Below are 20,259 nucleotides of genomic sequence, written 5' to 3' on the forward strand. Positions count from 1 at the left end.
ACGCTGAATGAAACCCTCCCAATTCGCCAAAGGCTTTCAGGCTCGTCCTGATACGACGAGCAGCGAGAAGCGCACTGCACTCGACCGCCTCAACGCCATCGACGGGCTCGTCCAGGACAAGCCTAAAACGCGCGAAGTTGCTGGACGCTCGAGTCAGCCAGCGCTCGTGACTGGCCTTGAATCTGCCAGCGAGCCCATTCTCGACGATGCGCCCGGCCTCGAAAACGAGTCGACCGAATACCGCACCTGGCGCATCGCGCAAGGCTACCGTCCGGGGCAAATCATTGAGTTGCCGCTCAAGGACATCAAGCCGAGCCCCTTCAATCCGCGTCACTTTTATCTGAAGGCATCGATCGCAGAACTCGCTGTCAATCTTGCGAAGCAAGGGCAGCAGCAGGCGATCCATGTGATTCCCGACTACGCAGCGCCGGGCAGCTACTACGTGAGCGACGGCGGCCGTCGCGTGCGGGCACTGAAGGAAGCGAACAAGGAAGTCGTCAAGGCAATCGTCGTCGACCTGCCGATCGGCATTCAGAGCTACAAGCTCGGTTACGACCTGAACGTCCAGCGCGATTCACAAACCGTTTTCGATAACGCGGTGGTGTGGAAGCGATTCATCGACGAAAAGCATTTTCAGAGTCAACGCGAACTGGCTGATCATCTAGGCCTCGACGAATCGACGGTGGCGGTTGCGCTATCGATCGGCAAGTTGCCGGAATCGGTCATGCAGGAAATGGTGGCGCGTCCGGACCGCTTCGGCTCGAACATGGCGTATCAGGTCGGGCGCTATCACGGCGCGCGCGGCACCGACGCCACGCTGCGTCTCATCAACCGCATCGTGGCCGACGACCTCAGCACGCGACAGGTGGCGGATATCGTCAAAGGCCGGGCGAGCGCGCAGGAAACCCCGAAGCCGGCTGGGCGGCAACGCTACGCGCAACGACTGGAGATCAAACTGGATGGTGTTGCTGTCGGCGACCTGAAGTCTTATGGCGACGACCGGCTCGAGTTGCGCCTGAAGGGACTTTCCAAAGATCGGCGCGATGCGATTCTTCAGCAGATCGAGCAGATCCTGAAGACGAAATAACGTTGGAAAATGTGTCGACGGCTGCCACGCACAGGGCGGACCGTCGACGATGGAGGCAAGATCGCTTCACACCTCCCAATCGGCCGAACGGCCCCCACCACCACCGCCCCGCGTTGCACGGGTCGGCCACACCTGACAATCAGGCAGCGCGCGTCTGGCTCAGCGTGAACGCGAGCAGGTCGCCATCGGTCGGTTCGCCCCAGGTCTTGCGTGCGAGCCAGTCGAAAAACGCCGTATCGGCCAGTTTCGATTCCAGCCCGCGACGACGCCAGTCGTCGCGCAAATGCGAGCCCAGCCCCGGCAGTTCATCCGTCTCAAACGACTGACGCGCCAGTTCGCGCTCCATATCGCCCTGCTCCTCGTAGAGCGAGCGCGCTTCCTTGCGCCGATAGGCGGCGTATTCATCGAGCAGCCGCGCCTTCGGATCGTCCGCTGTGACCGCTGCCGCCGCGCTGCGGCCAACGGCCGGTGCGGCGCCTGCCGCCGTCTCGACCGGCGGCGCATAGCCCTTCTTCAACGCGTCCTTGAACAGCGCCGCGGCGCTGCGTACCGGCGGCAAGCTCGTACTGCGCATGCGCTGTTCGGTCAGTTGCAACGCGGCGCGAATGCGGTTTTCCTCGCTGTCAGCGTAAAGCGACTGCGCTTCCTTGAGCGGAATCCCGATCTTGACCATGCGGTCGACGAGCGTGCTGTCGAACACGTTCGGATGCTCGTCGAGCGCGAGCATCGGCTGTTTGCGCTCGGTCACGCGAAACTGGATTTCGGCGACACGGCGCCCTTCGCGATGCTCGATCAACTCGACGAAGATGTTCGTCACCGCGTTGACTTCGGCAATCGCGGGCCGCAGATAATCGCGCTTGAAATACTTGTATTCGCGTTTGGCTTCGTCGCCCGCTTCGGTGTCCGGGGTACCGGAAAGGATCGGGCGCCACCACTCCCAGGTCTCGCGCATCGTCAGATGGCTGGGGTTGGTCAGATAGCGCACGCAGATCTCGTAGAGCGCCAGCCCCGCGCTGCTGCGCAACTGACTCTGGAATTGCAGGCTCAGGCGGGCGTACTGGACGGGATCCAGCAGCTTCTTCTTGATCTTCGGCGCAAACGAGAACTCCACCCACACGCGGCGAGTCTGCGGATCCTCGAGAATTTCCGCGTCCGCAATCAGCGTGGAGATACCCCACTTGCGGCCGGGCTTCTGGCTCGACGTGCCCTGGCTCCATTCGACCTGCACCGACACCATGCGGCGCAGATGCTCCTTCACGAGCGCCGTATCGTTCGAATCGAACGCCGAGTTGGCGACGATGTCGGACAGCAGCGCACGGTAGGTATCGCCAGACTCATCGGCCTGCTGGGCGACAGCCAGCAGGACGTTGAACAGCTTGCGGGTCAGCAGGGTGATCTTGCCGCTCTTCGGCTGGATCGCGATCGCCTCGACGGCCTTGCGCAATTCCGCCGAGCTGGGGCTTACCACATCGGTCTTTTTCACGCGCTTCGTGGCCATGCGTCGGGTCGAGGAGAGAATTTCGCGAAAGGATACCGTCTGTGGTGATAGGCGTCTATAGGGCCTCCCTCACCATTGCCGGTGATGCGCATCTCGCGCGCGTCGCTCACCGCGACACCTTCCCGTATCGCCTCACCTTTGGCCAGACGCCCATCCAGCGGGGCGCTTTGCGTCGTGCACGATCCGGCCGTATCCCGCATTTCTGCCGGTGCACCAAGGGTCGCCATCGGCTCCCGTATCTCCTCACCTTAAATATTTTCAGGCGTCCGGCGAGAAAAGTCCGTCGATGGTCGCGAAATCCTGGCTACCGACCGGCCGCTGACTAAAAAATCCGCAGCGATACGATCGCACTGCAGCAAAACACGGCGCGTCCCTCGGGCAAAGCGATCAGAAAGCCCAAAATGAGGAGGCAAAAGCTGTCCGACACGGCGATCGAGCGTCCAAAGCATCGACCGGTCGCCGATATGTGCCCTACAGCTCCCGAAAATTCTCACCTGTCGCCGCACTGGCTAAACACATCAACCCGCGCCAAAAGGCCGTCGCTGCGGCTGCCACGCCCCAACAGATCCCGAAAATCCTCACCTTTCGCGTCCAGGTGCGGTTCCGCTGCACCGTCGTGGCACCTCCCGGAAATCCTCACCATTCACGGCGCCGGAAAGAAAAAACCAATGGATTCCGTGACTTATCCACATGCGTGGCAGGCGGAGAAATGCGATACCGGCTCCTGCATTACCTCACCTCAGATGGAGATGGAGGATCCGACCAGGTGCGAGTTTGCCGGGAAAACGCTCCCGGATAATCTCACCCAAGCCGGATCTCGTCCGGGAGAAACGCCACTCGCCCCCCTGTAATTTCGGCGTCTGCAGCGCAGTGAACACCAACTTTCTCCCGAATTTACTCACCTTTGGCATGAAATCTGCAGAAAATCGCCCCCGAAAAGCCTCACCTTTTCCACTCAGGCCTCGGCGGATACCTCCAGTTTCGCGGCACTGCGGCAAGCTCCCGAAAATCCTCACCTTCCACCGCAAGGAGGCGTCGGGAACATCCTGCGAGCAGCCGGCCGATTCCGTACGGCCAGGGTGCAAGCTCCCGAAAAAGCTCACCTCCAGGCCCAGAAAGTGCCTATTTCGCCCGATTTCGGGCTTTGGCTCCCGAAAAACTTCACCTTCGACCCGCATTTTTTCCCGATTCTTCTCACCCCACGTGTTTCAGCCCCTCGATTTAGCCGAAAAATGGCGCGAATCTACGCTCCCGAATCCGCTCACCGTTGCATTTCCCGTAACATCGGAGCCGAGCCCGGCCGTTCGTGATCTGCGCGGCCACGGCCTCCCGTATTGCCTCACCCTTGCCGGGAAGTCAAGAATCCCCCCGTTCCTGAACCCGCTCACGTCCTCTCCCGCAGTGGCTCACCGGCGTTCCCGAAGCCCGCCACCCATCTGTCCCGCAAGCGCTCACCCAGGGTCCCGTAAAGCTTCACCTGATCGGCCGGAAGTCCCCGCCAGGTAAGGATTTGCCGTGGCGTTAACGTTTTTAACCGGTATCAAGGGTGTTTACTTTTATATCTCTCAAGCAAGAATCCCCCCGCGAGCTACCCGAGATATCCACATCCCAAACCAACCACCGGCGCAAGTCCTCGAGGCCGCTCGCGTGAAACAACCAACAACGGTAAAATCAGTCGAAAAATTCGCGCGTTAACAAGGGCTTATGAAACAAACTTCGATTTGTTTCACGGAAATACGGCACCGAGCGCATCTCATGGCGATGTAAAACGCCTCTTGGAGGCCATTTCGCTACCGTCGGCAACCTCGATACTCAAAAACGTAGCAAATAGAACGTAATTTGTTATTATTCGTCCACTCCCCTGCCGAGAAGACGAATATGCGAGACCAGGACCGCCAGGCAATCCGCGAAGAAATCGAGGATTTGCGCAAAAACGGAGCACGCAGGCAGGAACTGTCCTTACACGCCTGCAAACGCTTGTTCTTCGATTTCGAGATCAAGCCGTCGATGGCTGCCGTCCGTGAACTGACCCAAACCGGAAGCGCCAGTGACATCCCCAAAGACATCGAGCTTTTCTGGCAACGCATTCGCGCGACCTCCAAAGTGCGTGTGGGCGCTGGGGCGATTCCGCCCGCGCTGGAAGAGCGCGCCGGCGAACTGCTTGGCGCGCTTTTCGAGGAAGCGCTGACGCTCGCGGGCGAAGCCTTGCAGGGCGAACGCACCGAATTCGAAGCCGGCCGCCTCGACGCCGAGCAGGCGGCCCGGGAAGCCGAAGCCCGACGTTCAGCCGCCGATGAGATGCTGCAACGCAGCGAAGCGCGCGTGGAAGCGGCCTATGAGAGGGTGCGCGAACTCGAAAGCCGGCTTGCCGCGGCTTCCGCGCAGGGCGACGCGGCGTATGGCAACCGCGAAGTGCTGGTACAGCGTCTGGAGACGGAAAGCGACGCGCTGCGCAAACGGGTCGAGGCGGAGCAGACCACCAACGCCGGTTTGCGCGATCGCATCGACGGCTTGCACGAGGAAATGCGCAAGAGCACCGAGCACTACGCGCAGCAGATCAAGGACGCGCTTGCCGAGGCCGAACGGCGCGTCAAGCCCATGCTGGTCGAACTGGATTCGTTGCGCTCGATGTCGTCGACCTGGCAGGCGGCCCAGCGCGATGCCAGCAAGAAGGAATTCGATTTCATCCAGCAGCTGGCGACGGCGAAGGCTCGTGCCGACCGGCTCGACGCTGTGCTGCGCGAACGGTCCGACGAAGTGGACGTGCTCACCCGGCAGGTCACGACACTGCGCGGGCAGCAAGGACTCGACACCTCGGTCGCGTCGTTGCTGTGTTCACTCGCCGCCGCGGGCCGGCTCGGCGAAACCGAACTGGCGAGTCTCGGCACCGCGGTCGATGGTCACGTCGCCTTGCCGGCGCGTTGTCCTAACTGTCACGAAGGGGAACCGGAGTTGTCCGAAGTGGACGATGGTTTCGAATTCACGTGCCCGGAGTGCGAGCACACCTCGGGAACGGGGGCGTCGAAGCTCGCGGCGTACGCGCGCTTTATGGCAGGCAAGCATTCGCACGAACAGGCTTGACGTGAGCTTTTACGGGAGACGCGCACGCGTCTCTCAATAGCCCGATCGCCAGCGGACGCGACGTGTTACGCCTTGTCGTCTTGCGCGGATACGTGCTGCGACGCCTCGCGTTCAGCCCACGTTTTCCATGCGCGATGGAGCCGCCCGGCGGAGATCGGCTGTAGAAAGCCGAGCCACTGCCCTACCTGATCGCTATCCACGCCGCGCTCGAACAGGTCTGCCGCGAACGTGTTGCGCAAGGTCTGCGGACTCGCGCGTTCGGCGCGCGTTTCCGCCACGCCGGCTGATTCCATCAATGCGTCGATGGCGCGCAGCACGGTCGCCTTGTGCATGGGGCGCCCCGAAGGCGAGCCCGGAAACACCAGCTGTCCTGGCAGTCCGGCCAGGCGGCGCGCTTCGAGCCAGGCGCCGAGCACGTCCACGGCAAATGGCGTCAGTCGCGTGACGCGCGTAAAGGCCGGGTTGGCGGCTTCGATCGTGACCCACTCCGAGCCGATCGCCACGCAATCGAGCGTGAGCGCGATCGCATCTCCCGTTTTCAATCCGCCGCCCAGAAAGATGGCGACGAGCGCCCGGTCGCGGCGTTCGCGCCATCGTTTCGCGGCCGATGGCTCGACGAGTGGCGAGAACAACTGGCCGATGATCGCGGTGCGCTCAGCGGGCGTAAGGAAACCGGTCGGTTCGTTTTCGCGCGCGTTGCGCCATGCGGCTTCGCCGTCCTGGGCGATGAAGCGCGCCGGATTCGTGGAGGCGAGTTCGATTTCGCGCACGTGATCGAGCACGCGCTCGATGAGCCGCAGGTAGCGAAGCCGTTGCGGCTTCTTCACGTCGAGGCTGGCGACGAATTCGGCGATCGTGCCCGTATCCACGGTCATGATCGTCTTGCGCTTGAGCGCGAGCCATTCGAGAAATCGTCCCCATTGCACGCGATAGACCTCGGCGGACGAACGGCGCAAGTCCTGCGAGGCGAGCCAGGCGTCGAACGCGGCGACGGGGTCGCGCTGCCAGTCCTGGCGTTGCTGGTCGAAGAGGTCGCGTGAGGAAGTGGAGGACGCCATCTCTATCATTCCGTTAGTTGCGTTACACGGTCATTATAGCGATAGCGGGGATCATGGCTGCCTTTATCGTTGCGCGCGATGCATCTTCGACATCCGATCAACCGCCCCACACCCTGGCACGCCGCACAGCGTCGTTGCGTTTTGCCTGCCGGCGCGATTCTTCCGCGCATTGCGCGGCGCGTTCATAGGCTGAGACCGCGAACGCGAATACGGCTGGCAGCGCGTTGGAATGTCCGAAGTCGACGGTCTCGTCGGTTTCCGGCCAGGCGAAGTCGCCCGGCCGCTGAAAGAGGCCAAGCATGAGGGCGTCGTGGCGGCTCGCAAAGCCGAGATCCGCGAGTGCTTCTGCTTCGATGGCATGCAGCAGGCGCCAGGTGAGCGGCACCTGCCGCGCGATATAGCGCTGCGCGATGTTGCGAACGATATGTTCGAGATCGCGCGCGGCGGCTTGAAAGCGCAAGGCCGCTAGAGCGTGCTCGCGCGGCAGTTCGGTTGGGAGGGACATCGACGGCTCCAGTCGGACTTTCACTGTATAAATATACAGTAGTCGAACCGATTGTGCAGCCTCGTCCGTTCGGCCTGGCCTCGCGGTGAGGCGGACTGTCAGCCGTGGATCACCACCAGCAGCGCGCGCGCCTCGCCCTTGCCGGCATTGCGGATCGCATGCGGCTGATCGGCGATATAGCGTGCCGTGTCCGCGGCCTTCAGACGCTGCATCGCGCCGGCCGCCTCGACCTCGATGCTCCCCTGCAGCACCGTGAGATGCTCGCGCGTGCCCGGTTCGTGCGCGGCCGAAACCAGCGCCCCGCCTGGCTTGAGCGTCAGCTCATACCATTCGAAGTGGCCGGCCAGCTCGATGGGCCCCCACACGCGCAACTGGTAGCCCGCGTCGTGGCCGTGCAGCGTCGGGATGTCGTGCGGCCCGGCCACGGCGATCGCTTCGGGCGCCTTCGGCGCGGTGAACAGCGAATCGAGTTTGACGCCCAGCGCATTCGTGAGCCGCCATGCCACGGCAATGGTCGGGTTCGCCTTGTCGCGCTCGATTTCCGATAGCATGGATTTTGAGACGCCTGCGGCGCGCGAGAGGTCATCGAGCGTCATCTTGCGCTCGGTGCGCAGCCGCTGGATCTGTTCGCCCACGCGCGGCGGCGTGGTGGCAGGTACGGCGGAAGCAGGCGGTACGTTAGTTGCGCCCGATGCAGCCGACGCCGGTGCGTCAGGAACGGCGCCCGCCGGGGCGGTTCGCGATTTGCGGGTGCTTGCCATTCACGGCCTCATCGATTAGAGTGCGTTCGACATATCGAACTTAGGTTCGAAATAAAGGATATTTTCGCCAACGGCTGACGGCGACTATAGCACCGCAGCAACACCGCGGCACGCCCCAGCTATGTGAGGAGCACGATTCATGCGTACCCCGTATCTCGACCACTTGCGCGCGACGCTCGACCAGATTCGCGCCGATGGCTTCTACAAGAACGAGCGCGTGATCGCCACGCCGCAGTCGGCCGATATCCGGCTCGCAGACGGCAGCGACGTGCTCAACTTCTGCGCGAACAACTACCTCGGCCTCGCCAACGACGCGCGCCTCATCGCCGCCGCGCAAGACGGCCTCGCGCGCGATGGCTTCGGCATGGCGTCGGTGCGTTTCATCTGCGGCACGCAAACCGTGCACAAGCAGCTCGAAAGCGCGCTCGCCACGTTTTTGCAAACCGAAGACTGCATTCTCTATTCCAGCTGTTTCGACGCGAACGGTGGCCTCTTCGAAACGCTGCTCGGCGACGAAGACGCGATCATCAGCGACGAACTCAATCACGCGAGCATCATCGACGGCGTGCGCCTTTCGAAGGCGCGCCGTTATCGCTACAAGAACAACGATCTTTCGGATCTCGAAGCAAAGCTGAAGGACGCGGACGAAGCGGGCGCACGCTACAAGCTGATCGCCACCGACGGCGTGTTCTCGATGGACGGCATCATCGCAGACCTCAAGGGCATCAGCGATCTCGCGGACCGCTACGACGCGCTCGTGATGGTCGACGACTCGCACGCGGTGGGCTTCATCGGCGAGCATGGGCGCGGCACGCCCGAGCACTGCGGCGTCCTGCAGCGCGTGGACATCATTACCGGTACGCTCGGCAAGGCGCTGGGTGGCGCGTCGGGCGGCTATATCGCGGCGAAGCAGGAAGTCGTCGACTTGCTGCGCCAGCGCTCGCGCCCCTACCTCTTCTCGAACACGCTGACGCCGAGCATCGCGGCCGCTTCGCTTGCAGTGCTCGAGCTGATTGCGAGCGACGAAGGCGCACAACTGCGCCGCCGGGTGCGCGAGAACGGCGCGCAGTTCCGCCGCGAAATGAGCGCGCTCGGCTTCACGCTCGTGCCCGGCGAGCACCCGATCATTCCGGTGATGCTCGGCGACGCCCAGGTCGCCTCGAAAATGGCCGACGCGCTCCTGCACGAGGGCGTCTACGTCATCGGCTTTTCGTATCCCGTCGTGCCCAAGGGTCGCGCGCGCATTCGCACGCAGATGAGCGCCGCGCACACGCCTGCGCATATCGGGCGCGCCGTCGAGGCGTTCGCGCGCGTCGGCAAGCAGCTCGGCGTGATTTAACAAGGATTGCGAATCAAATGAAAGCACTTGCCAAACTCGAACGCGCGCCCGGACTCACGCTCACGCGCGTGAAGAAGCCCGAAGTCGGCCATAACGACGTGATGATCAAGATCCGCAAAACAGCGATCTGCGGCACGGACATCCACATCTGGAAATGGGACGACTGGGCGCAGAAGACCATTCCGGTGCCGATGCACGTGGGTCACGAATACGTGGGCGAGATCGTCGAAATGGGCCAGGAGGTGCGCGGCTTCCAGATTGGCGATCGCGTGTCGGGCGAAGGGCATATCACCTGCGGCTTTTGCCGCAACTGCCGCGCGGGGCGGCGTCACCTGTGCCGCAATACCACGGGCGTGGGCGTGAACCGCGAAGGCGCGTTCGCCGAATACCTCGTGATTCCGGCCTTCAACGCGTTCAAGATTCCGCCCGAGATCTCCGACGATCTCGCCGCGATCTTCGATCCGTTCGGCAATGCCACGCATACGGCGCTCTCGTTCAACCTCGTGGGCGAGGACGTGCTGATCACGGGCGCGGGGCCGATCGGCATCATGGCCGTGGCGATCGCGAAGCACGTGGGTGCGCGCAACGTCGTCATCACGGACGTCAACGACTACCGGCTCGAGCTTGCGCGCAAGATGGGCGCGACGCGCGCCGTGAACGTTTCGCGCGAGTCGCTGCGAGACGTGATGAACGAACTGCACATGACCGAAGGCTTCGACGTGGGCCTCGAAATGTCGGGTGTGCCGAGCGCATTCACGGCGTTGCTCGAGTCGATGAACCACGGCGGCAAGGTTGCGCTGCTCGGCATTCCGCCCGCGCAAACCGCCATCGACTGGAACCAGGTCATCTTCAAGGGGCTGGAAATCAAGGGCATCTACGGCCGCGAGATGTTCGAGACCTGGTACAAGATGGTCGCGATGCTGCAGAGCGGGCTCGATCTCTCGCCCATCATCACGCACCGCTTCGACGTGGACGACTACGAGAAAGGCTTCGCGGCCATGCTCTCGGGCGAAAGCGGCAAGGTGATTCTCGACTGGACCACGGCTTGACCGCGCATTGATTTGATGAGGCTGTTACGACGCTGCGCCCGGCGCCGGCTGCTCGAATTCGGCCTCGATGCGCACGTCGATCTCGTCGCCCACGGCGGGATACCAACTCGTCAACCCGAACGCCGAGCGCTTGAAATGGCCCGACGCGGTGAAGCCGAGCGTGGGCTGCTTCGTGAGCGGATTCGGTGCGTAGCCGTTCAAGGTCACATCGAGCGTGACCGGTTGGGTCACGCCGCGGATCGTGAGATTGCCGGTGAGCGTGCCGCGGCCTTCGCCCGTGCGCTCGAAGTGCGTGCTCGTGAAGCGGATCTGCGCATAGCGCTCGACATCGAGCATCTGCGATCCTTTGACCATGGTGTCGAGCGCACCGACGTTGGTGTCGAGGCTCGCGGCGTCGATGGTCGCATCGACCGTGGCCGATTCGAGACCGCCTGTCTGCCAGTCGAGCGTCGCCTGCGCGCGGTCGAAGCGCATCACGAAACGCGTGTAGTGGAAGTGATCGACGTCGAACACGACGCTCCAGTGATGCGCGTCCATCACGTAGTGTCCCGCTGGCACGTCGGCTTCCGTGCGGCTCACGCTGTGCGTGACCACGCGCAGCGGCGTGCACGCGGCAAGACTCGCCGCGCACAGCGCCACGCAGAAGGCGCGGCGCGAGCCGCGAACGATAGGCGCAAGCGATACCAGCGGCCGGTTTTTCATCTCATCTCCCTTTGACTCGTCGACACCCGTAAGGACGTTTGGCGAGCCGCGTTTCTTCCATCCGGTTCGCGAAGCATAACGCGACGGGGCCGGATCGCGGCGCCCCGCGCCGTTACTCGTCCAGGTCACGCGCACATTGCGCGCCGCGCGAAACTCGGGTCTCATACGCCGATTGGAGCCCGAACGAGTGGAGAGCCGACCATGCCAGCCACGAACCACGCCGTGCGTTTTCACGCCACGCTCGTGCGGGACGTCGACGCGATGACGGCGGCCACGGCGCGCGCGTTCGGGCGTCACACGCACGACCAGTACGGCATTGGCGTGATCGATCGCGGCGGCCATGTGTCGCTGAGCGATGCGGGCCAGGTCGAGGCCGTGCCGGGCGACCTCATCCTCGTCAATCCGGGCGAGGTGCACGACGGCCGCCCGCTCGACGCCGCCGGGCGCACGTGGCGCATGCTCTATTTCGAGCCGCGCTGGGTCGACGCGCTGCAAGCCGACATCACGCAAGGTGACGACGCCGCTTTTGCGCTTCACGCGCCGGTGATCAGCGAACCGCGTTTGCGCGCGCTGTTCGATGCGGCTTTCACGCACGTCACCAACCAAAGCAGCGACCTCACATACATGGCCTTCGACGCCGCCGCGCTCGAAGTAATGACGCGGCTCGTCGAGGCGCTCGGCCACCGGCGCGCGCTCGCGCAGTGCTCACCGGCGTCGCTGGCGCGCGTGCGCGAGATGATCGACACCGATCCGGCCCAGCCGTTCTCACTCGCCGAACTCGCGCAGGCGGCGGGGCTGAGCCGCTTCCAGCTCCATCGCGGCTTCCTGCGTGCATTCGGCGTCGCGCCGCACGGCTACATCCTGCATCGCCGCGTGGCGCTCGCGCGGCGCCTGCTCAAGGCGGGCCATGCCCCGGCGCAGACCGCGCTGGATGCCGGTTTCTGCGACCAGAGCCACCTGAACCGCGCGTTCGCGCGGCAGTTCGGCGTATCGCCGGGGCGTTACCGGCTCGCGCGCGCGGCATGAATCGCACGCGCGTCATGCGCTGACGCACAACGATCCAAGACGGCGCGTCGTGGTGAGCCTATACAGGCGTATCACCACGAGGAGCGCTCCATGTCGAACCGATTGTCGTCGCGCGAAAACGCGCGGCGCTTGACCCTCTCCCCCCGATCCGTCGCGCAGGCGCAGTTGACGGCGGCCATGCTTACCGTGGGCAGCACGGTCATTGCGAGCAAGGCCATCGGCGCCGGGCTCGATCCGCTGCCGGCCACCGCGCTGCGCTTCGGGATGGCGCTGCCGGTTTTTCTGCTGCTCATGCGTTTGACCGGTACGGCGTTTCCGCGTCCCGGCCTGCGCGACGCCCTGTTGCTCGTCTCACAGGCTGCGATCGGCAGCGTCGGCTATACGGTTTTGCTGATCGCGGGCACGCAGCGCACATCTGCGAGCGACGCCGGCATCATCCTCGGCACCCTGCCGGCTGTCTGTGCCTTGACGGCGGCGCTCGTGCTCGGCGAGCGGCTGCGCGCAAGCACGCTCGTTTCGGTGACGATCGCGAGCCTCGGCGTGGCGATGGTCACACTCGCGCCCGGCGAGCATCGCGATGGCGCACGCTCTCTCACGGGCGACGCGATGATACTCGGCGCAGTCGTGTGCGAAAGCCTGTTCGTCCTGCTGAACAAGCGGCTTTCGCGGCCGTGGCCGCCCCTTGCGCAGGCTAGCGCGATGACGGGTATCGGCTTCGTCGTATCGGGCGTGTGTGCGCTACCCGGCTGGCTTGGCGCGGCCCACGCTGTGCCGTTGAATGCCGTGCTCGGCGTGGCGTATTACGCGCTCGTGCCGACGGTGGCCGGATTCTGGCTCTGGTATGCGGGCGCGGCGCGCGTGCCGGGCGGCGAGGCCGCGGTCTTTACCGCGGTGGCGCCGGTGTCGAGCGTGGCGCTGGCCACGGTGCTGCTCGGCGAGCCGCTTACGCTCACGCGCGTGCTCGGCCTCACCCTGGTCGTGGTCGCAGTGTTCGCGGTTTCAGGACGCGGGCTGTGGGATCGCGTTAGAGCGCAGCGTAGCGCGCGCGACAGCAAAGTGTCTTGACTTGGGAGAATGATCGTTCTACATTGCGGACTGGGAGAACGATCATTCTCCATCTGACCTTCGCAATCCCGCCGCAATCCCGCTGAACGAGACTAGCCATGAGCCCGCCCGCCGTAACGAACCCCGAAGCGAACGCAGAAGCGCCACAGGCCGACGCGCGGGAGCGCCTGCTCGAAGCCGCCGAGGCGCTGATCTACGCGGGCGGCATCCACGCAACGGGCGTCGATGCGATCGTTCGCGCGGCGGGGGCGGCGCGCAAGAGCTTCTACACGTATTTCGAATCGAAGGACGCGTTAGTCGCGGCTGCGCTTTCGCGGCGCGACGAGCGCTGGATGCGCTGGTTCGTCGCCGGTACGCTCGCGCGCGGACGCACGCCGCAGGCACGCCTTGCCGGCATGTTCGACGTATTGCGCGAGTGGTTCACGTCCGAGGGCTTTCACGGTTGCGCGTTTCTCAACGCCGCCGGAGAAATCGCGTCACCCGACGACCCGGTGCGCGTGGTCGCGCGCGAACACAAGGAACGCCTGCTCGACTTCGTGCGCGAACAGTGCGAGGCGTGGGTCGCGAGCGTCGGCGCAGATCGCCGGATCGCCGCACGCCTCGCGCGGCAATGGCTGATCCTGATCGACGGCGCGATCGGCGTGGCGCTAGTGAGCGGCGACGCCGATGCGGCGCTCGACGCACGCGCGGCAGGCCGATCGTTGCTCGACGCCCTCGCACCGAAAAGCGGTTCCGATTCCCAAAGCCAGTCTCAAAGCCGATCTCTATCGCGCGCACCGTCCCGGCGCGCCGCCCAACGCAAGGAGCAAGACCATGAGTGATTCGCCCGAAGTGCGTCCGCCGCTGCCGCCGTTCACGCGCGAAAGCGCCATACAGAAAGTGCGCGCAGCGGAAGATGGCTGGAACACGCGCGACCCGCAGCGCGTTTCGCTTGCGTACACGCCGCAAAGCGTGTGGCGCAATCGCGCAGAGTTCGTGACGGGCCGCGAGGCCATCGTGGGACTTCTCACGCGCAAGTGGGCGCGCGAACTCGACTATCGCCTGATCAAGGAGCTATGGGCGTACACGGACAACCGCATCGCAGTGCGTTTCGCCTATGAGTGGCACGACGATTCGGGCAGCTGGTTCCGCTCGTATGGCAACGAAAACTGGGAATTCGACGCGAACGGCTTGATGGCGCACCGTCACGCATCGATCAACGACCTGCCGATCCGCGAGGCGGATCGCCTCTATCACTGGCCGCTCGGGCGCCGTCCCGACGATCATCCGGGCCTCTCCGACCTCGGCCTCTGACGCTTCGCTTTCATCGGGACGACTCGCTACGCATGGCACCATGCCGGCGGTGAGCGAGTTGCCCGATCCGAGCCTGGACTCCATTGCGCACGCATCGGGTTGCGGTACAGTTCGTCATTCACCGCGAACCAGCAATCAGAAAACAGACGATCCCCTCGCGGATCGGCGCAAGAAAGGACGGAGAGCCCATGCGGTTTTGGCAGAAGCAAGGTGGCGCAGCAACAATAACGACAACGACGGCGACAACGCAAGCGACAAAGCAGGCGAAGAGAACGAAACGCGGCGCGGCTGCTGCCCTGCTGCTCTTGCCGCTGCTGCTGTTCGGCACGGCGCAGTCGGCGCACGCAGCGAACTGGTGTAGTTCGGGCCTGTGGGTAGACGCGATGGTGGGCTCGTACCACATCCATCCCGACAAGGACTTCGAACAATTCAATCCGGGCCTTGGCATCGAATGCTGGCCCGGCGACACGTGGGCGCTCACGGCAGGCGGTTTTCGCAATTCGTTGCGCCGGTCCTCTTACTATGGCGGCGCAGTGTGGGCGCCCGAGTTTCTGCACTGGGGCTTCGTGCGGCTCGCAGCGATGGGCGGCATCATCTCCGGCTACAACTATGGCAACTGGGGCCTCGGCCACGACCATACGATCGGGCCCGTGGTCGCGCCCATCGTGATGGTTGCGTACAAGCGCGTGGGCGTGAACTTCATCGTCATTCCGCCGATACCGTCTGACGATCTGCCGTTTACCATCGGGTTTCAGTTGCGATTCAAGTTCTAGGGTTCAACTGTCGGCGGGCAAATAAGTCCGGACTTGGAGGAAACTGCGGATTTTGGGCAAACAAGTTCAGAGTTGCCTTGCTGGGCGGGGGGCGGTTCTGCCCAGATGCAAACTTTTCCGAACGGAATTGCATCGTTATGCGAATTATAAGTTTGGAGTTGCCTTGCGTAGCCGGCATTGCAGCGATTCTCACCACGCGAAGGTGAGGCTTTTCGGGATACGCGATATATCGCACATGAAAAAAGCTGCGATGTTCAGAAAGGGGCCCAAAACTGACAATAGAGTCCAGTGATCAAAAAAACAGCAGATGCAAGCCTAAGCGCTTCCTGAAGGCGGTGGAGCGCGGATGGGTGAGCGTTTCCAGGATGGTGAGGACTTCCAGGAGGTAAAAAAGCGTTGAGAATAAGGTGAGCGCTTTCGGGCGCCAGCGACGCGGCACGAATTGGCGAATCGAACGCATGTCACGTGGTCGGTGATGAATCTGGCTCACGCGATCCCAACAAAACCTGCATGTATGTGTCAAGGACGCTGAAGGAGTTCGGGACGGTGAGGATTTCCAGGAGCTAAGACGATGGGCAAGTCCGTATCTCCCGAATTTGCTCACCTTTCCTCCGGTGGCCGCAGCGAAATGTATGGTTCGCGCCAATTGGCGTGAGAAGATGCGTCCCATGCGACGTCGCCGCAGGCGTTGACGGTTGGAATGAGTCGCCGATTCTACGGCTCTACCGTAAGTCGGCGGCCATCCTTTCCGCTTCTTGACCATCGCTTTCCAGGACTACGCATCTCGACGTACGCCTGAAGATTGTTGGCCCATGCATATCCGCGAGTTCGTCCCAAATCTCGCATAAGTTTGAGAACGTTCACTCGAATGCAGTACCCGAGAATTGAGGTTAAAACGTCAACGTGAAGATTACGCACTAGTTCAGCGAGATGCCTGTCTCTTCCAGAGTCTGTCCTTTACCACTCGCCTTGCCGATGGCGCTTGCAAGTTCCAGAAGGGCGAGTTCCGGGATTGAAACGAGAATTTCGTTGTCCTTGTTGGGTAATGATCGTGACCAAGCTGTTATTCGTGCATCGTCCTGAAACAGCTGGGTAGTCTGAAAGCTGAAGGGCATGTGTTCGGTAACCCAGTCGAGGAACCTGTACGATTGGAAAGCCCATAGAGCCATTCTGAGGCGGAACGCTATGTTGTGTCTTATCCCTTGCCAATCAAGCGCGGTCTTTCCCCCGACGTGAAGACCGGGCACGCGTCGGCTCACATTCTGCTTCGATGACGCTAGTCCGCGTCACAGGCCGCAGTTCTACCAAGGCGCAGCGGGATCACCCCGGAATTCGACCTTTGCGATCGTGATCACGCGCGCCGGTGCGTCCGGAAATACCTCTGCAGGCGTCTGGCCTTCGAGAAGAGTATGCGGCGAATAGAGCCAGAATGCACGCCTCCAGCCACCGTCATCGTTGTCGCTGGGCAGTATGGCAAGGAGTTCGGCAACCTCCTGCCGGATTGCGCCCAAGTGGTCAAACTGGAAGTCAGGATAGGTGAAGCCTTGCAACCGGACTGACCAGACGCCCAGCAGAGCGCCCCTCGCTCTTGCCTGAGCCGCACAGGTTGTCGATTCTGGACCGGAATTCTTGCCGGTCAGCAAGGCAACGCCATGATCGTCGGGCCACCCCTTTGCGAGCAGTTCGTCACGAAACTCGATCGCCGTCGCAGTAGGCGGCTCTTGTACAGCATGGTTAGTCATGGACAGTCTCCACAGGTTTCATGTTCTTCGGGCCGGGGTCGCGGCGACCGGCTGCCGTGCGCGTCATCCCCAAGGACCGGATCGCGGGCTCGGCTCCGAGGATACCGTCGCAGGACACGTTGCGGATACTACGGCTGAGCACCATCCCGTCATAGGACAGGAAGGGTCAGTTTTTATTGGTCGACCACGGGTCGGGCTCCTTTAACCCGTAGCATCCAGACCTTCCACTTCGGGCAGTGGATGCGAGCGGGATCGGCAGGGACAACCTGCATCTTGTTCTCGCGGCACCCAAACGCTTCGTCAGCGCCGCGACGGTCTTGAAGTCGTGCCGCGTCCCATGACCGTTCAGCGACAGGTGCTTAAACTCGTAGCGCGTCTCGTCGGGCGCCCCGCCTCGAGGGTGGACGTACAGGTCCGTTGCTTGGACGAACCACTTGTCATCGAGGCGACGATGGAAGGTGTCCCCCTAGAGCCCGAGCCTGGTGCCACGAGCTTATCAAGCGGGAGTCGATTCGGGACTGATACGCTCAACCGGTACTTGTAGGCGCTCGAACGGCTGAAAAAGGGCGCACCGAAGGTGGTTCGAACGGCACCAAGAACTCGAGGGATGCAGTGGCGCTGAAGGCAGGCCGCGGAAAAGGTAGCATCAAAAGTATCGGTCTTGTCGGTGCGCAGATGGTTTGATTGTTTTTTGGTTTTGACGTAATTCAGCGGCTGGTCGCATCGCGTCCCGCGACCGAGTGCGCTAATTGTCGCCGGCGTGCAAATCATGCAAACCGCATAAATTGACCTCCGTATCGTTTAGTTGGATTTCAGCAACCTGACGGCTGCTTCCAAGGGCGAAAAAGCCGCTCGACGTCCTGAATTGGGAAAGCGGTAATGAGAGTTCACTCCCGACAACTGTGGCGAAGCGGCAAAAGGGTGCTTGCCTAGGCGAATGCATATGAAAATGAGTTCAGCGGCCCCCGTTACTCAACGAATGAAGCCAATATAGCTCCGCACACAATGCGCCCTTCTATCTGATAATGTCCTTTATCACACGTAGAAGGAGACCAAATGATGTTTAAGATTGATGGGCTGGACAAACTGACGCGCGATCTGGAAGCCGCCCAGAAAGCGCTTGGCGAACTTGATGGCGAGCTGGGCTCGGTCAGCATGGACCCGCACGACCCGGCCAGTATTGAAGCAGCAATCCAGGAAGCCTCGCGCCTGGTCGACGAGCGTGTGGCGCACTATGCATCGAATCCGCTGGTCGCCCAGCTCGTGGAGGGCGTGAAGGAAGCGCAGCGCGAAGGAATCCTTGAGCGGGCCGCGGCCGCGCGTCTCGAGAAGGATGCAACCTGATGGTGCAGCCCGACCTTTTCCAGCAGATCAACAATGCGGTTCTCGATCTGCAGTCCTCCGATTTGCAGTCGTACGTCCGCCCGGTTAAGACGCTCGCGCGGTTGCTTCAGGACCCCGCTCTTGACATGATTAACCAGCAACTTACTGCTGGCCTGGATCTCGATGCATTCCTGGCCGAGAGCGTCAAGTCCGAAGGTGGAATGGTCGGCAGCGTCCGGCTGGCCTGGCCGGATGATCGTGATAAGGGCCTCGGACTGGAGTGGCTGCTCATCCGCAAGTTCGCCGACGACCCTGACTTCATGATCAACTTCGGTCATACCTATTATTACGGTGGGTCGAAGGTCATGGCCGGGATTCACAACATCACCCGCCAGATGATCATTCCCTTCGCACGGGACTACAAAGGTTACGTCATGGCCCATGGCAACACTCAACCGAAGCTGGTGATGCCCATGTCGAACAAGGTTTTTATCGTGCACGGCCACGACGGCGAAGCACGCGAGACCGTGGCCAGATACCTGCATGGGCTAGGTTTCGAACCGGTCATCCTTCATGAACAGGCCAACCAGGGGCGCACGGTTATCGAGAAAATTGAGGCGAACCGCGATGTGGGCTTCGCCGTGGTGTTGCTGACCCCTGATGATGTCGGTCGCAGTGTGAAAGAGGACGAATTGAAGCCCCGGGCGCGACAAAACGTGCTGCTCGAGCTCGGCTATTTCATTTGCCATCTCGGACGCGAGAGGGTCTGTGCGCTCAGACGCGGCAATGTCGATATTCCCAGCGATTTCGCTGGTGTCGTCTGGGAAAGCATGGATGACGGGGGCGGCTGGAGGCTAGCCTTGGCCCGTGAGCTCAGGGCCGCGGGCCACGAGGTTGATCTGAACAAGGCGTTCTAGTCGTGGGCCCGCTTGTCGCGCTCGATTCTTCGTCCATGCCGAAACACGTCGTTGAGGTGGGGCCGTACGTTTTCTGGAGTTTTCGCGTCCGTGATTCGCAGCCCGCACAGGCGCGTAGATCGCCCTTTCAACCGGGCCGGCGGCTCGCCGATTGACGAAAATTGCGTGCTTTTAGCAGCCGGGAACGCCGGAATGAGTCATTCTGAGCGGCAGTTCGCACTATGGGGAAACAGTGGCAATTGACATAATCGACGTCGAGGAAATGCTCAGTCAGCGGCCTCGGCCATTCGAGCTCATTGGATTGCAGGCGCTGAACCCCGCCCGTGAGCCGTATCGCGCGCTCCTGCTGCAGCCTACCGGCGTAATCGAAGCGAATGACATGAGGGTGGGGCATGCGGATGCGGCGCTTGGTCATGCGCTCTGCAGTGGCTTTCTCTCGTCTGCAGTCGAAGCCCATGCGGACTTGGCCGTCGCCCCTGAGTATTGCGTTCCATGGAGCGTTGTTGACGAAATCATTGACGGACGACGCCGCCCGCCGGTCGGCGCCCTGTGGGTTCTTGGCTGCGAAAGCATTCCTCCGGCGGAAATAGAGGCGATAGCCGAACGCTGCAACACCGGTGGTCAGTGTGAGTTTCACCACGAGGCGCTCGATCCCCGGCAAGTAGCGCAAAAACGTTACGTCGATCCGTTGCTCTATGTTTTCTGGGCGAAGGATGTGGACGGGAAAGCTGTACTGTTCCTGCTAGTCGACTGCGTCATTGAAATGGCACTGGCCGAATTCGTCGTGATGGATCATCGTATTTCCATTTAATCGGCTTGGGATTCTTGTTGTGCTCGCGGATGTAGCGCATCAGCTTGCGGTCCAAATCCTTCACCGTGGTGAAGATGCCTCGCGCAATTACATCGCGCTGGATGCGCGAGAACCAGTTTTCCACCTGATTCAGCCAAGAGGTATAGGTTGGGGTGTAATGCAACCGCACGTTGCGGTGTTGTCGCAAGAATTCGTGCACGCGCGGTGTCTTGTGGCTGCTGACGTTGTC

General features: G+C 62.3%; 21 protein-coding genes and 1 pseudogene. 12 read left to right on the forward strand and 10 right to left on the reverse strand.

Annotated features, from left to right (window positions below):
* The first annotated feature begins 7 nt into the window (after positions 1 to 7).
* On the forward strand, positions 8 to 1,087 hold the full coding sequence (locus E1N52_RS26385) for a ParB/RepB/Spo0J family partition protein (protein WP_133185749.1): 1,080 nt from the start codon (positions 8 to 10) through the stop codon (positions 1,085 to 1,087).
* 139 nt (positions 1,088 to 1,226) lie between these two features.
* Here the strand turns inward: E1N52_RS26385 and E1N52_RS26390 are convergent, their stop codons facing one another.
* The gene (locus tag E1N52_RS26390) at positions 1,227 to 2,585 is read right to left on the reverse strand and encodes a replication initiation protein (protein ID WP_133185750.1); all 1,359 of its coding nucleotides are present in this window, start codon (positions 2,583 to 2,585) and stop codon (positions 1,227 to 1,229) included.
* A 1,878-nt stretch (positions 2,586 to 4,463) separates the two neighbouring features.
* Between E1N52_RS26390 and E1N52_RS26395 the strand changes: the two genes are divergently transcribed.
* Positions 4,464 to 5,666: a DNA-binding protein gene (locus E1N52_RS26395; RefSeq protein WP_133185751.1), complete on the forward strand. Its 1,203-nt coding sequence runs from the start codon at positions 4,464 to 4,466 to the stop codon at positions 5,664 to 5,666.
* A 65-nt stretch (positions 5,667 to 5,731) separates the two neighbouring features.
* Here E1N52_RS26395 and E1N52_RS26400 read toward each other — a convergent pair whose 3' ends face one another.
* The 3 genes from E1N52_RS26400 to E1N52_RS26410 all read right to left on the reverse strand — a co-directional run bounded on the left by E1N52_RS26400 (position 5,732) and on the right by E1N52_RS26410 (position 7,990).
* On the reverse strand, positions 5,732 to 6,724 hold the full coding sequence (locus E1N52_RS26400) for a tyrosine-type recombinase/integrase (RefSeq protein WP_246089223.1): 993 nt from the start codon (positions 6,722 to 6,724) through the stop codon (positions 5,732 to 5,734).
* A gap of 97 nt (positions 6,725 to 6,821) precedes the next feature.
* Positions 6,822 to 7,229: a DUF2471 family protein gene (locus tag E1N52_RS26405; RefSeq protein WP_133185753.1), complete on the reverse strand. Its 408-nt coding sequence runs from the start codon at positions 7,227 to 7,229 to the stop codon at positions 6,822 to 6,824.
* Positions 7,230 to 7,327: 98 nt separating this feature from the next.
* On the reverse strand, positions 7,328 to 7,990 hold the full coding sequence (locus E1N52_RS26410) for a helix-turn-helix domain-containing protein (protein WP_133185754.1): 663 nt from the start codon (positions 7,988 to 7,990) through the stop codon (positions 7,328 to 7,330).
* 139 nt (positions 7,991 to 8,129) lie between these two features.
* On the opposite strand from E1N52_RS26410, the gene E1N52_RS26415 reads away from it, so the two are divergent.
* On the forward strand, positions 8,130 to 9,329 hold the full coding sequence (locus E1N52_RS26415; RefSeq protein ID WP_133185755.1) for a glycine C-acetyltransferase: 1,200 nt from the start codon (positions 8,130 to 8,132) through the stop codon (positions 9,327 to 9,329).
* A 17-nt stretch (positions 9,330 to 9,346) separates the two neighbouring features.
* Positions 9,347 to 10,378, forward strand: a complete 1,032-nt coding sequence (gene tdh / locus E1N52_RS26420; RefSeq protein ID WP_133185756.1) for an L-threonine 3-dehydrogenase — start codon at positions 9,347 to 9,349, stop codon at positions 10,376 to 10,378.
* A 24-nt stretch (positions 10,379 to 10,402) separates the two neighbouring features.
* Here tdh and E1N52_RS26425 read toward each other — a convergent pair whose 3' ends face one another.
* Positions 10,403 to 11,080: a YceI family protein gene (locus E1N52_RS26425; protein ID WP_133185757.1), complete on the reverse strand. Its 678-nt coding sequence runs from the start codon at positions 11,078 to 11,080 to the stop codon at positions 10,403 to 10,405.
* Positions 11,081 to 11,281: 201 nt separating this feature from the next.
* Here E1N52_RS26425 and E1N52_RS26430 point away from each other — a divergent pair, with 201 nt between their 5' ends.
* From E1N52_RS26430 to E1N52_RS26450, 5 genes are all read left to right on the forward strand, one after another.
* Entirely contained in the window at positions 11,282 to 12,106 is an 825-nt protein-coding gene (locus tag E1N52_RS26430) for a helix-turn-helix transcriptional regulator (protein WP_133185758.1), read from the forward strand.
* Positions 12,107 to 12,196: 90 nt separating this feature from the next.
* A complete protein-coding gene (locus tag E1N52_RS26435; protein ID WP_133185759.1) occupies positions 12,197 to 13,171 on the forward strand; it encodes a DMT family transporter in 975 nt (324 codons plus the stop codon).
* A 98-nt stretch (positions 13,172 to 13,269) separates the two neighbouring features.
* Positions 13,270 to 13,992 (forward strand): TetR/AcrR family transcriptional regulator, encoded by a 723-nt coding sequence (locus E1N52_RS26440; RefSeq protein ID WP_133185760.1) that lies wholly within the window; start codon positions 13,270 to 13,272, stop codon positions 13,990 to 13,992.
* A complete protein-coding gene (locus E1N52_RS26445) occupies positions 13,985 to 14,464 on the forward strand; it encodes a nuclear transport factor 2 family protein (RefSeq protein ID WP_133185761.1) in 480 nt (159 codons plus the stop codon). The genes E1N52_RS26440 and E1N52_RS26445 overlap by 8 nt, the downstream gene beginning before the upstream one ends.
* A gap of 188 nt (positions 14,465 to 14,652) precedes the next feature.
* Positions 14,653 to 15,237 carry a hypothetical protein gene (locus tag E1N52_RS26450; protein ID WP_246089224.1) on the forward strand — a complete coding sequence of 195 codons (585 nt, stop codon included), beginning with the start codon at positions 14,653 to 14,655 and terminating at the stop codon, positions 15,235 to 15,237.
* A gap of 292 nt (positions 15,238 to 15,529) precedes the next feature.
* On the opposite strand, the gene E1N52_RS26455 is transcribed toward E1N52_RS26450, so the two are convergent.
* The 4 genes and pseudogenes from E1N52_RS26455 to E1N52_RS26470 all read right to left on the reverse strand — a co-directional run bounded on the left by E1N52_RS26455 (position 15,530) and on the right by E1N52_RS26470 (position 16,979).
* A complete protein-coding gene (locus tag E1N52_RS26455; protein WP_133185762.1) occupies positions 15,530 to 15,727 on the reverse strand; it encodes a hypothetical protein in 198 nt (65 codons plus the stop codon).
* A 224-nt stretch (positions 15,728 to 15,951) separates the two neighbouring features.
* Positions 15,952 to 16,161: pseudogene (locus E1N52_RS45550) on the reverse strand (type IV toxin-antitoxin system AbiEi family antitoxin domain-containing protein); the annotation flags it as partial.
* Entirely contained in the window at positions 16,155 to 16,496 is a 342-nt protein-coding gene (locus tag E1N52_RS45555; protein WP_133185764.1) for a type IV toxin-antitoxin system AbiEi family antitoxin domain-containing protein, read from the reverse strand. The gene E1N52_RS45555 and the pseudogene E1N52_RS45550, both read right to left, overlap by 7 nt.
* Positions 16,497 to 16,538: 42 nt before the next feature.
* Positions 16,539 to 16,979, reverse strand: coding sequence for a hypothetical protein (locus E1N52_RS26470; protein ID WP_133185765.1), 441 nt, complete (start codon positions 16,977 to 16,979; stop codon positions 16,539 to 16,541).
* Positions 16,980 to 18,035: 1,056 nt separating this feature from the next.
* Here E1N52_RS26470 and E1N52_RS26475 point away from each other — a divergent pair.
* The 3 genes from E1N52_RS26475 to E1N52_RS26485 all read left to right on the forward strand — a co-directional run bounded on the left by E1N52_RS26475 (position 18,036) and on the right by E1N52_RS26485 (position 20,030).
* On the forward strand, positions 18,036 to 18,323 hold the full coding sequence (locus E1N52_RS26475) for a hypothetical protein (RefSeq protein ID WP_246089225.1): 288 nt from the start codon (positions 18,036 to 18,038) through the stop codon (positions 18,321 to 18,323).
* Positions 18,323 to 19,219 (forward strand): TIR domain-containing protein, encoded by an 897-nt coding sequence (locus E1N52_RS26480; RefSeq protein WP_205965667.1) that lies wholly within the window; start codon positions 18,323 to 18,325, stop codon positions 19,217 to 19,219. Before E1N52_RS26475 ends, E1N52_RS26480 begins: the two co-directional genes overlap by 1 nt.
* Before the next feature lie 232 nt (positions 19,220 to 19,451).
* Entirely contained in the window at positions 19,452 to 20,030 is a 579-nt protein-coding gene (locus tag E1N52_RS26485) for a hypothetical protein (RefSeq protein WP_133185766.1), read from the forward strand.
* Here E1N52_RS26485 and E1N52_RS26490 read toward each other — a convergent pair.
* The coding region (locus E1N52_RS26490; protein WP_205965668.1) for a transposase at positions 19,975 to 20,259 on the reverse strand (285 nt) is incomplete at its 5' end. The genes E1N52_RS26485 and E1N52_RS26490 overlap by 56 nt on opposite strands.

It is taken from the genome of Paraburkholderia guartelaensis (genome assembly GCF_004353905.1).
Lineage (GTDB): Bacteria > Pseudomonadota > Gammaproteobacteria > Burkholderiales > Burkholderiaceae > Paraburkholderia > Paraburkholderia guartelaensis.

Excerpts from the sequence above, each read along its gene's own strand:
- E1N52_RS26405 (WP_133185753.1), bottom strand. The coding sequence starts at position 7,229 with ATGTCCCTCCCAACCGAACTGCCGCGCGAGCACGCTCTAGCGGCCTTG.
- tdh (WP_133185756.1), top strand. The coding sequence starts at position 9,347 with ATGAAAGCACTTGCCAAACTCGAACGCGCGCCCGGACTCACGCTCACG.
- E1N52_RS26470 (WP_133185765.1), bottom strand. The coding sequence starts at position 16,979 with ATGACTAACCATGCTGTACAAGAGCCGCCTACTGCGACGGCGATCGAG.
- E1N52_RS26480 (WP_205965667.1), top strand. The coding sequence starts at position 18,323 with ATGGTGCAGCCCGACCTTTTCCAGCAGATCAACAATGCGGTTCTCGAT.
- E1N52_RS26395 (WP_133185751.1), top strand. The coding sequence starts at position 4,464 with ATGCGAGACCAGGACCGCCAGGCAATCCGCGAAGAAATCGAGGATTTG.
- E1N52_RS26430 (WP_133185758.1), top strand. The coding sequence starts at position 11,282 with ATGCCAGCCACGAACCACGCCGTGCGTTTTCACGCCACGCTCGTGCGG.
- E1N52_RS26440 (WP_133185760.1), top strand. The coding sequence starts at position 13,270 with ATGAGCCCGCCCGCCGTAACGAACCCCGAAGCGAACGCAGAAGCGCCA.
- E1N52_RS26390 (WP_133185750.1), bottom strand. The coding sequence starts at position 2,585 with ATGGCCACGAAGCGCGTGAAAAAGACCGATGTGGTAAGCCCCAGCTCG.
- E1N52_RS26425 (WP_133185757.1), bottom strand. The coding sequence starts at position 11,080 with ATGAAAAACCGGCCGCTGGTATCGCTTGCGCCTATCGTTCGCGGCTCG.
- E1N52_RS26415 (WP_133185755.1), top strand. The coding sequence starts at position 8,130 with ATGCGTACCCCGTATCTCGACCACTTGCGCGCGACGCTCGACCAGATT.
- E1N52_RS26385 (WP_133185749.1), top strand. The coding sequence starts at position 8 with ATGAAACCCTCCCAATTCGCCAAAGGCTTTCAGGCTCGTCCTGATACG.
- E1N52_RS26410 (WP_133185754.1), bottom strand. The coding sequence starts at position 7,990 with ATGGCAAGCACCCGCAAATCGCGAACCGCCCCGGCGGGCGCCGTTCCT.
- E1N52_RS26450 (WP_246089224.1), top strand. The coding sequence starts at position 14,653 with ATGCGGTTTTGGCAGAAGCAAGGTGGCGCAGCAACAATAACGACAACG.
- E1N52_RS26400 (WP_246089223.1), bottom strand. The coding sequence starts at position 6,724 with ATGGCGTCCTCCACTTCCTCACGCGACCTCTTCGACCAGCAACGCCAG.
- E1N52_RS26445 (WP_133185761.1), top strand. The coding sequence starts at position 13,985 with ATGAGTGATTCGCCCGAAGTGCGTCCGCCGCTGCCGCCGTTCACGCGC.
- E1N52_RS26475 (WP_246089225.1), top strand. The coding sequence starts at position 18,036 with ATGATGTTTAAGATTGATGGGCTGGACAAACTGACGCGCGATCTGGAA.
- E1N52_RS26435 (WP_133185759.1), top strand. The coding sequence starts at position 12,197 with ATGTCGAACCGATTGTCGTCGCGCGAAAACGCGCGGCGCTTGACCCTC.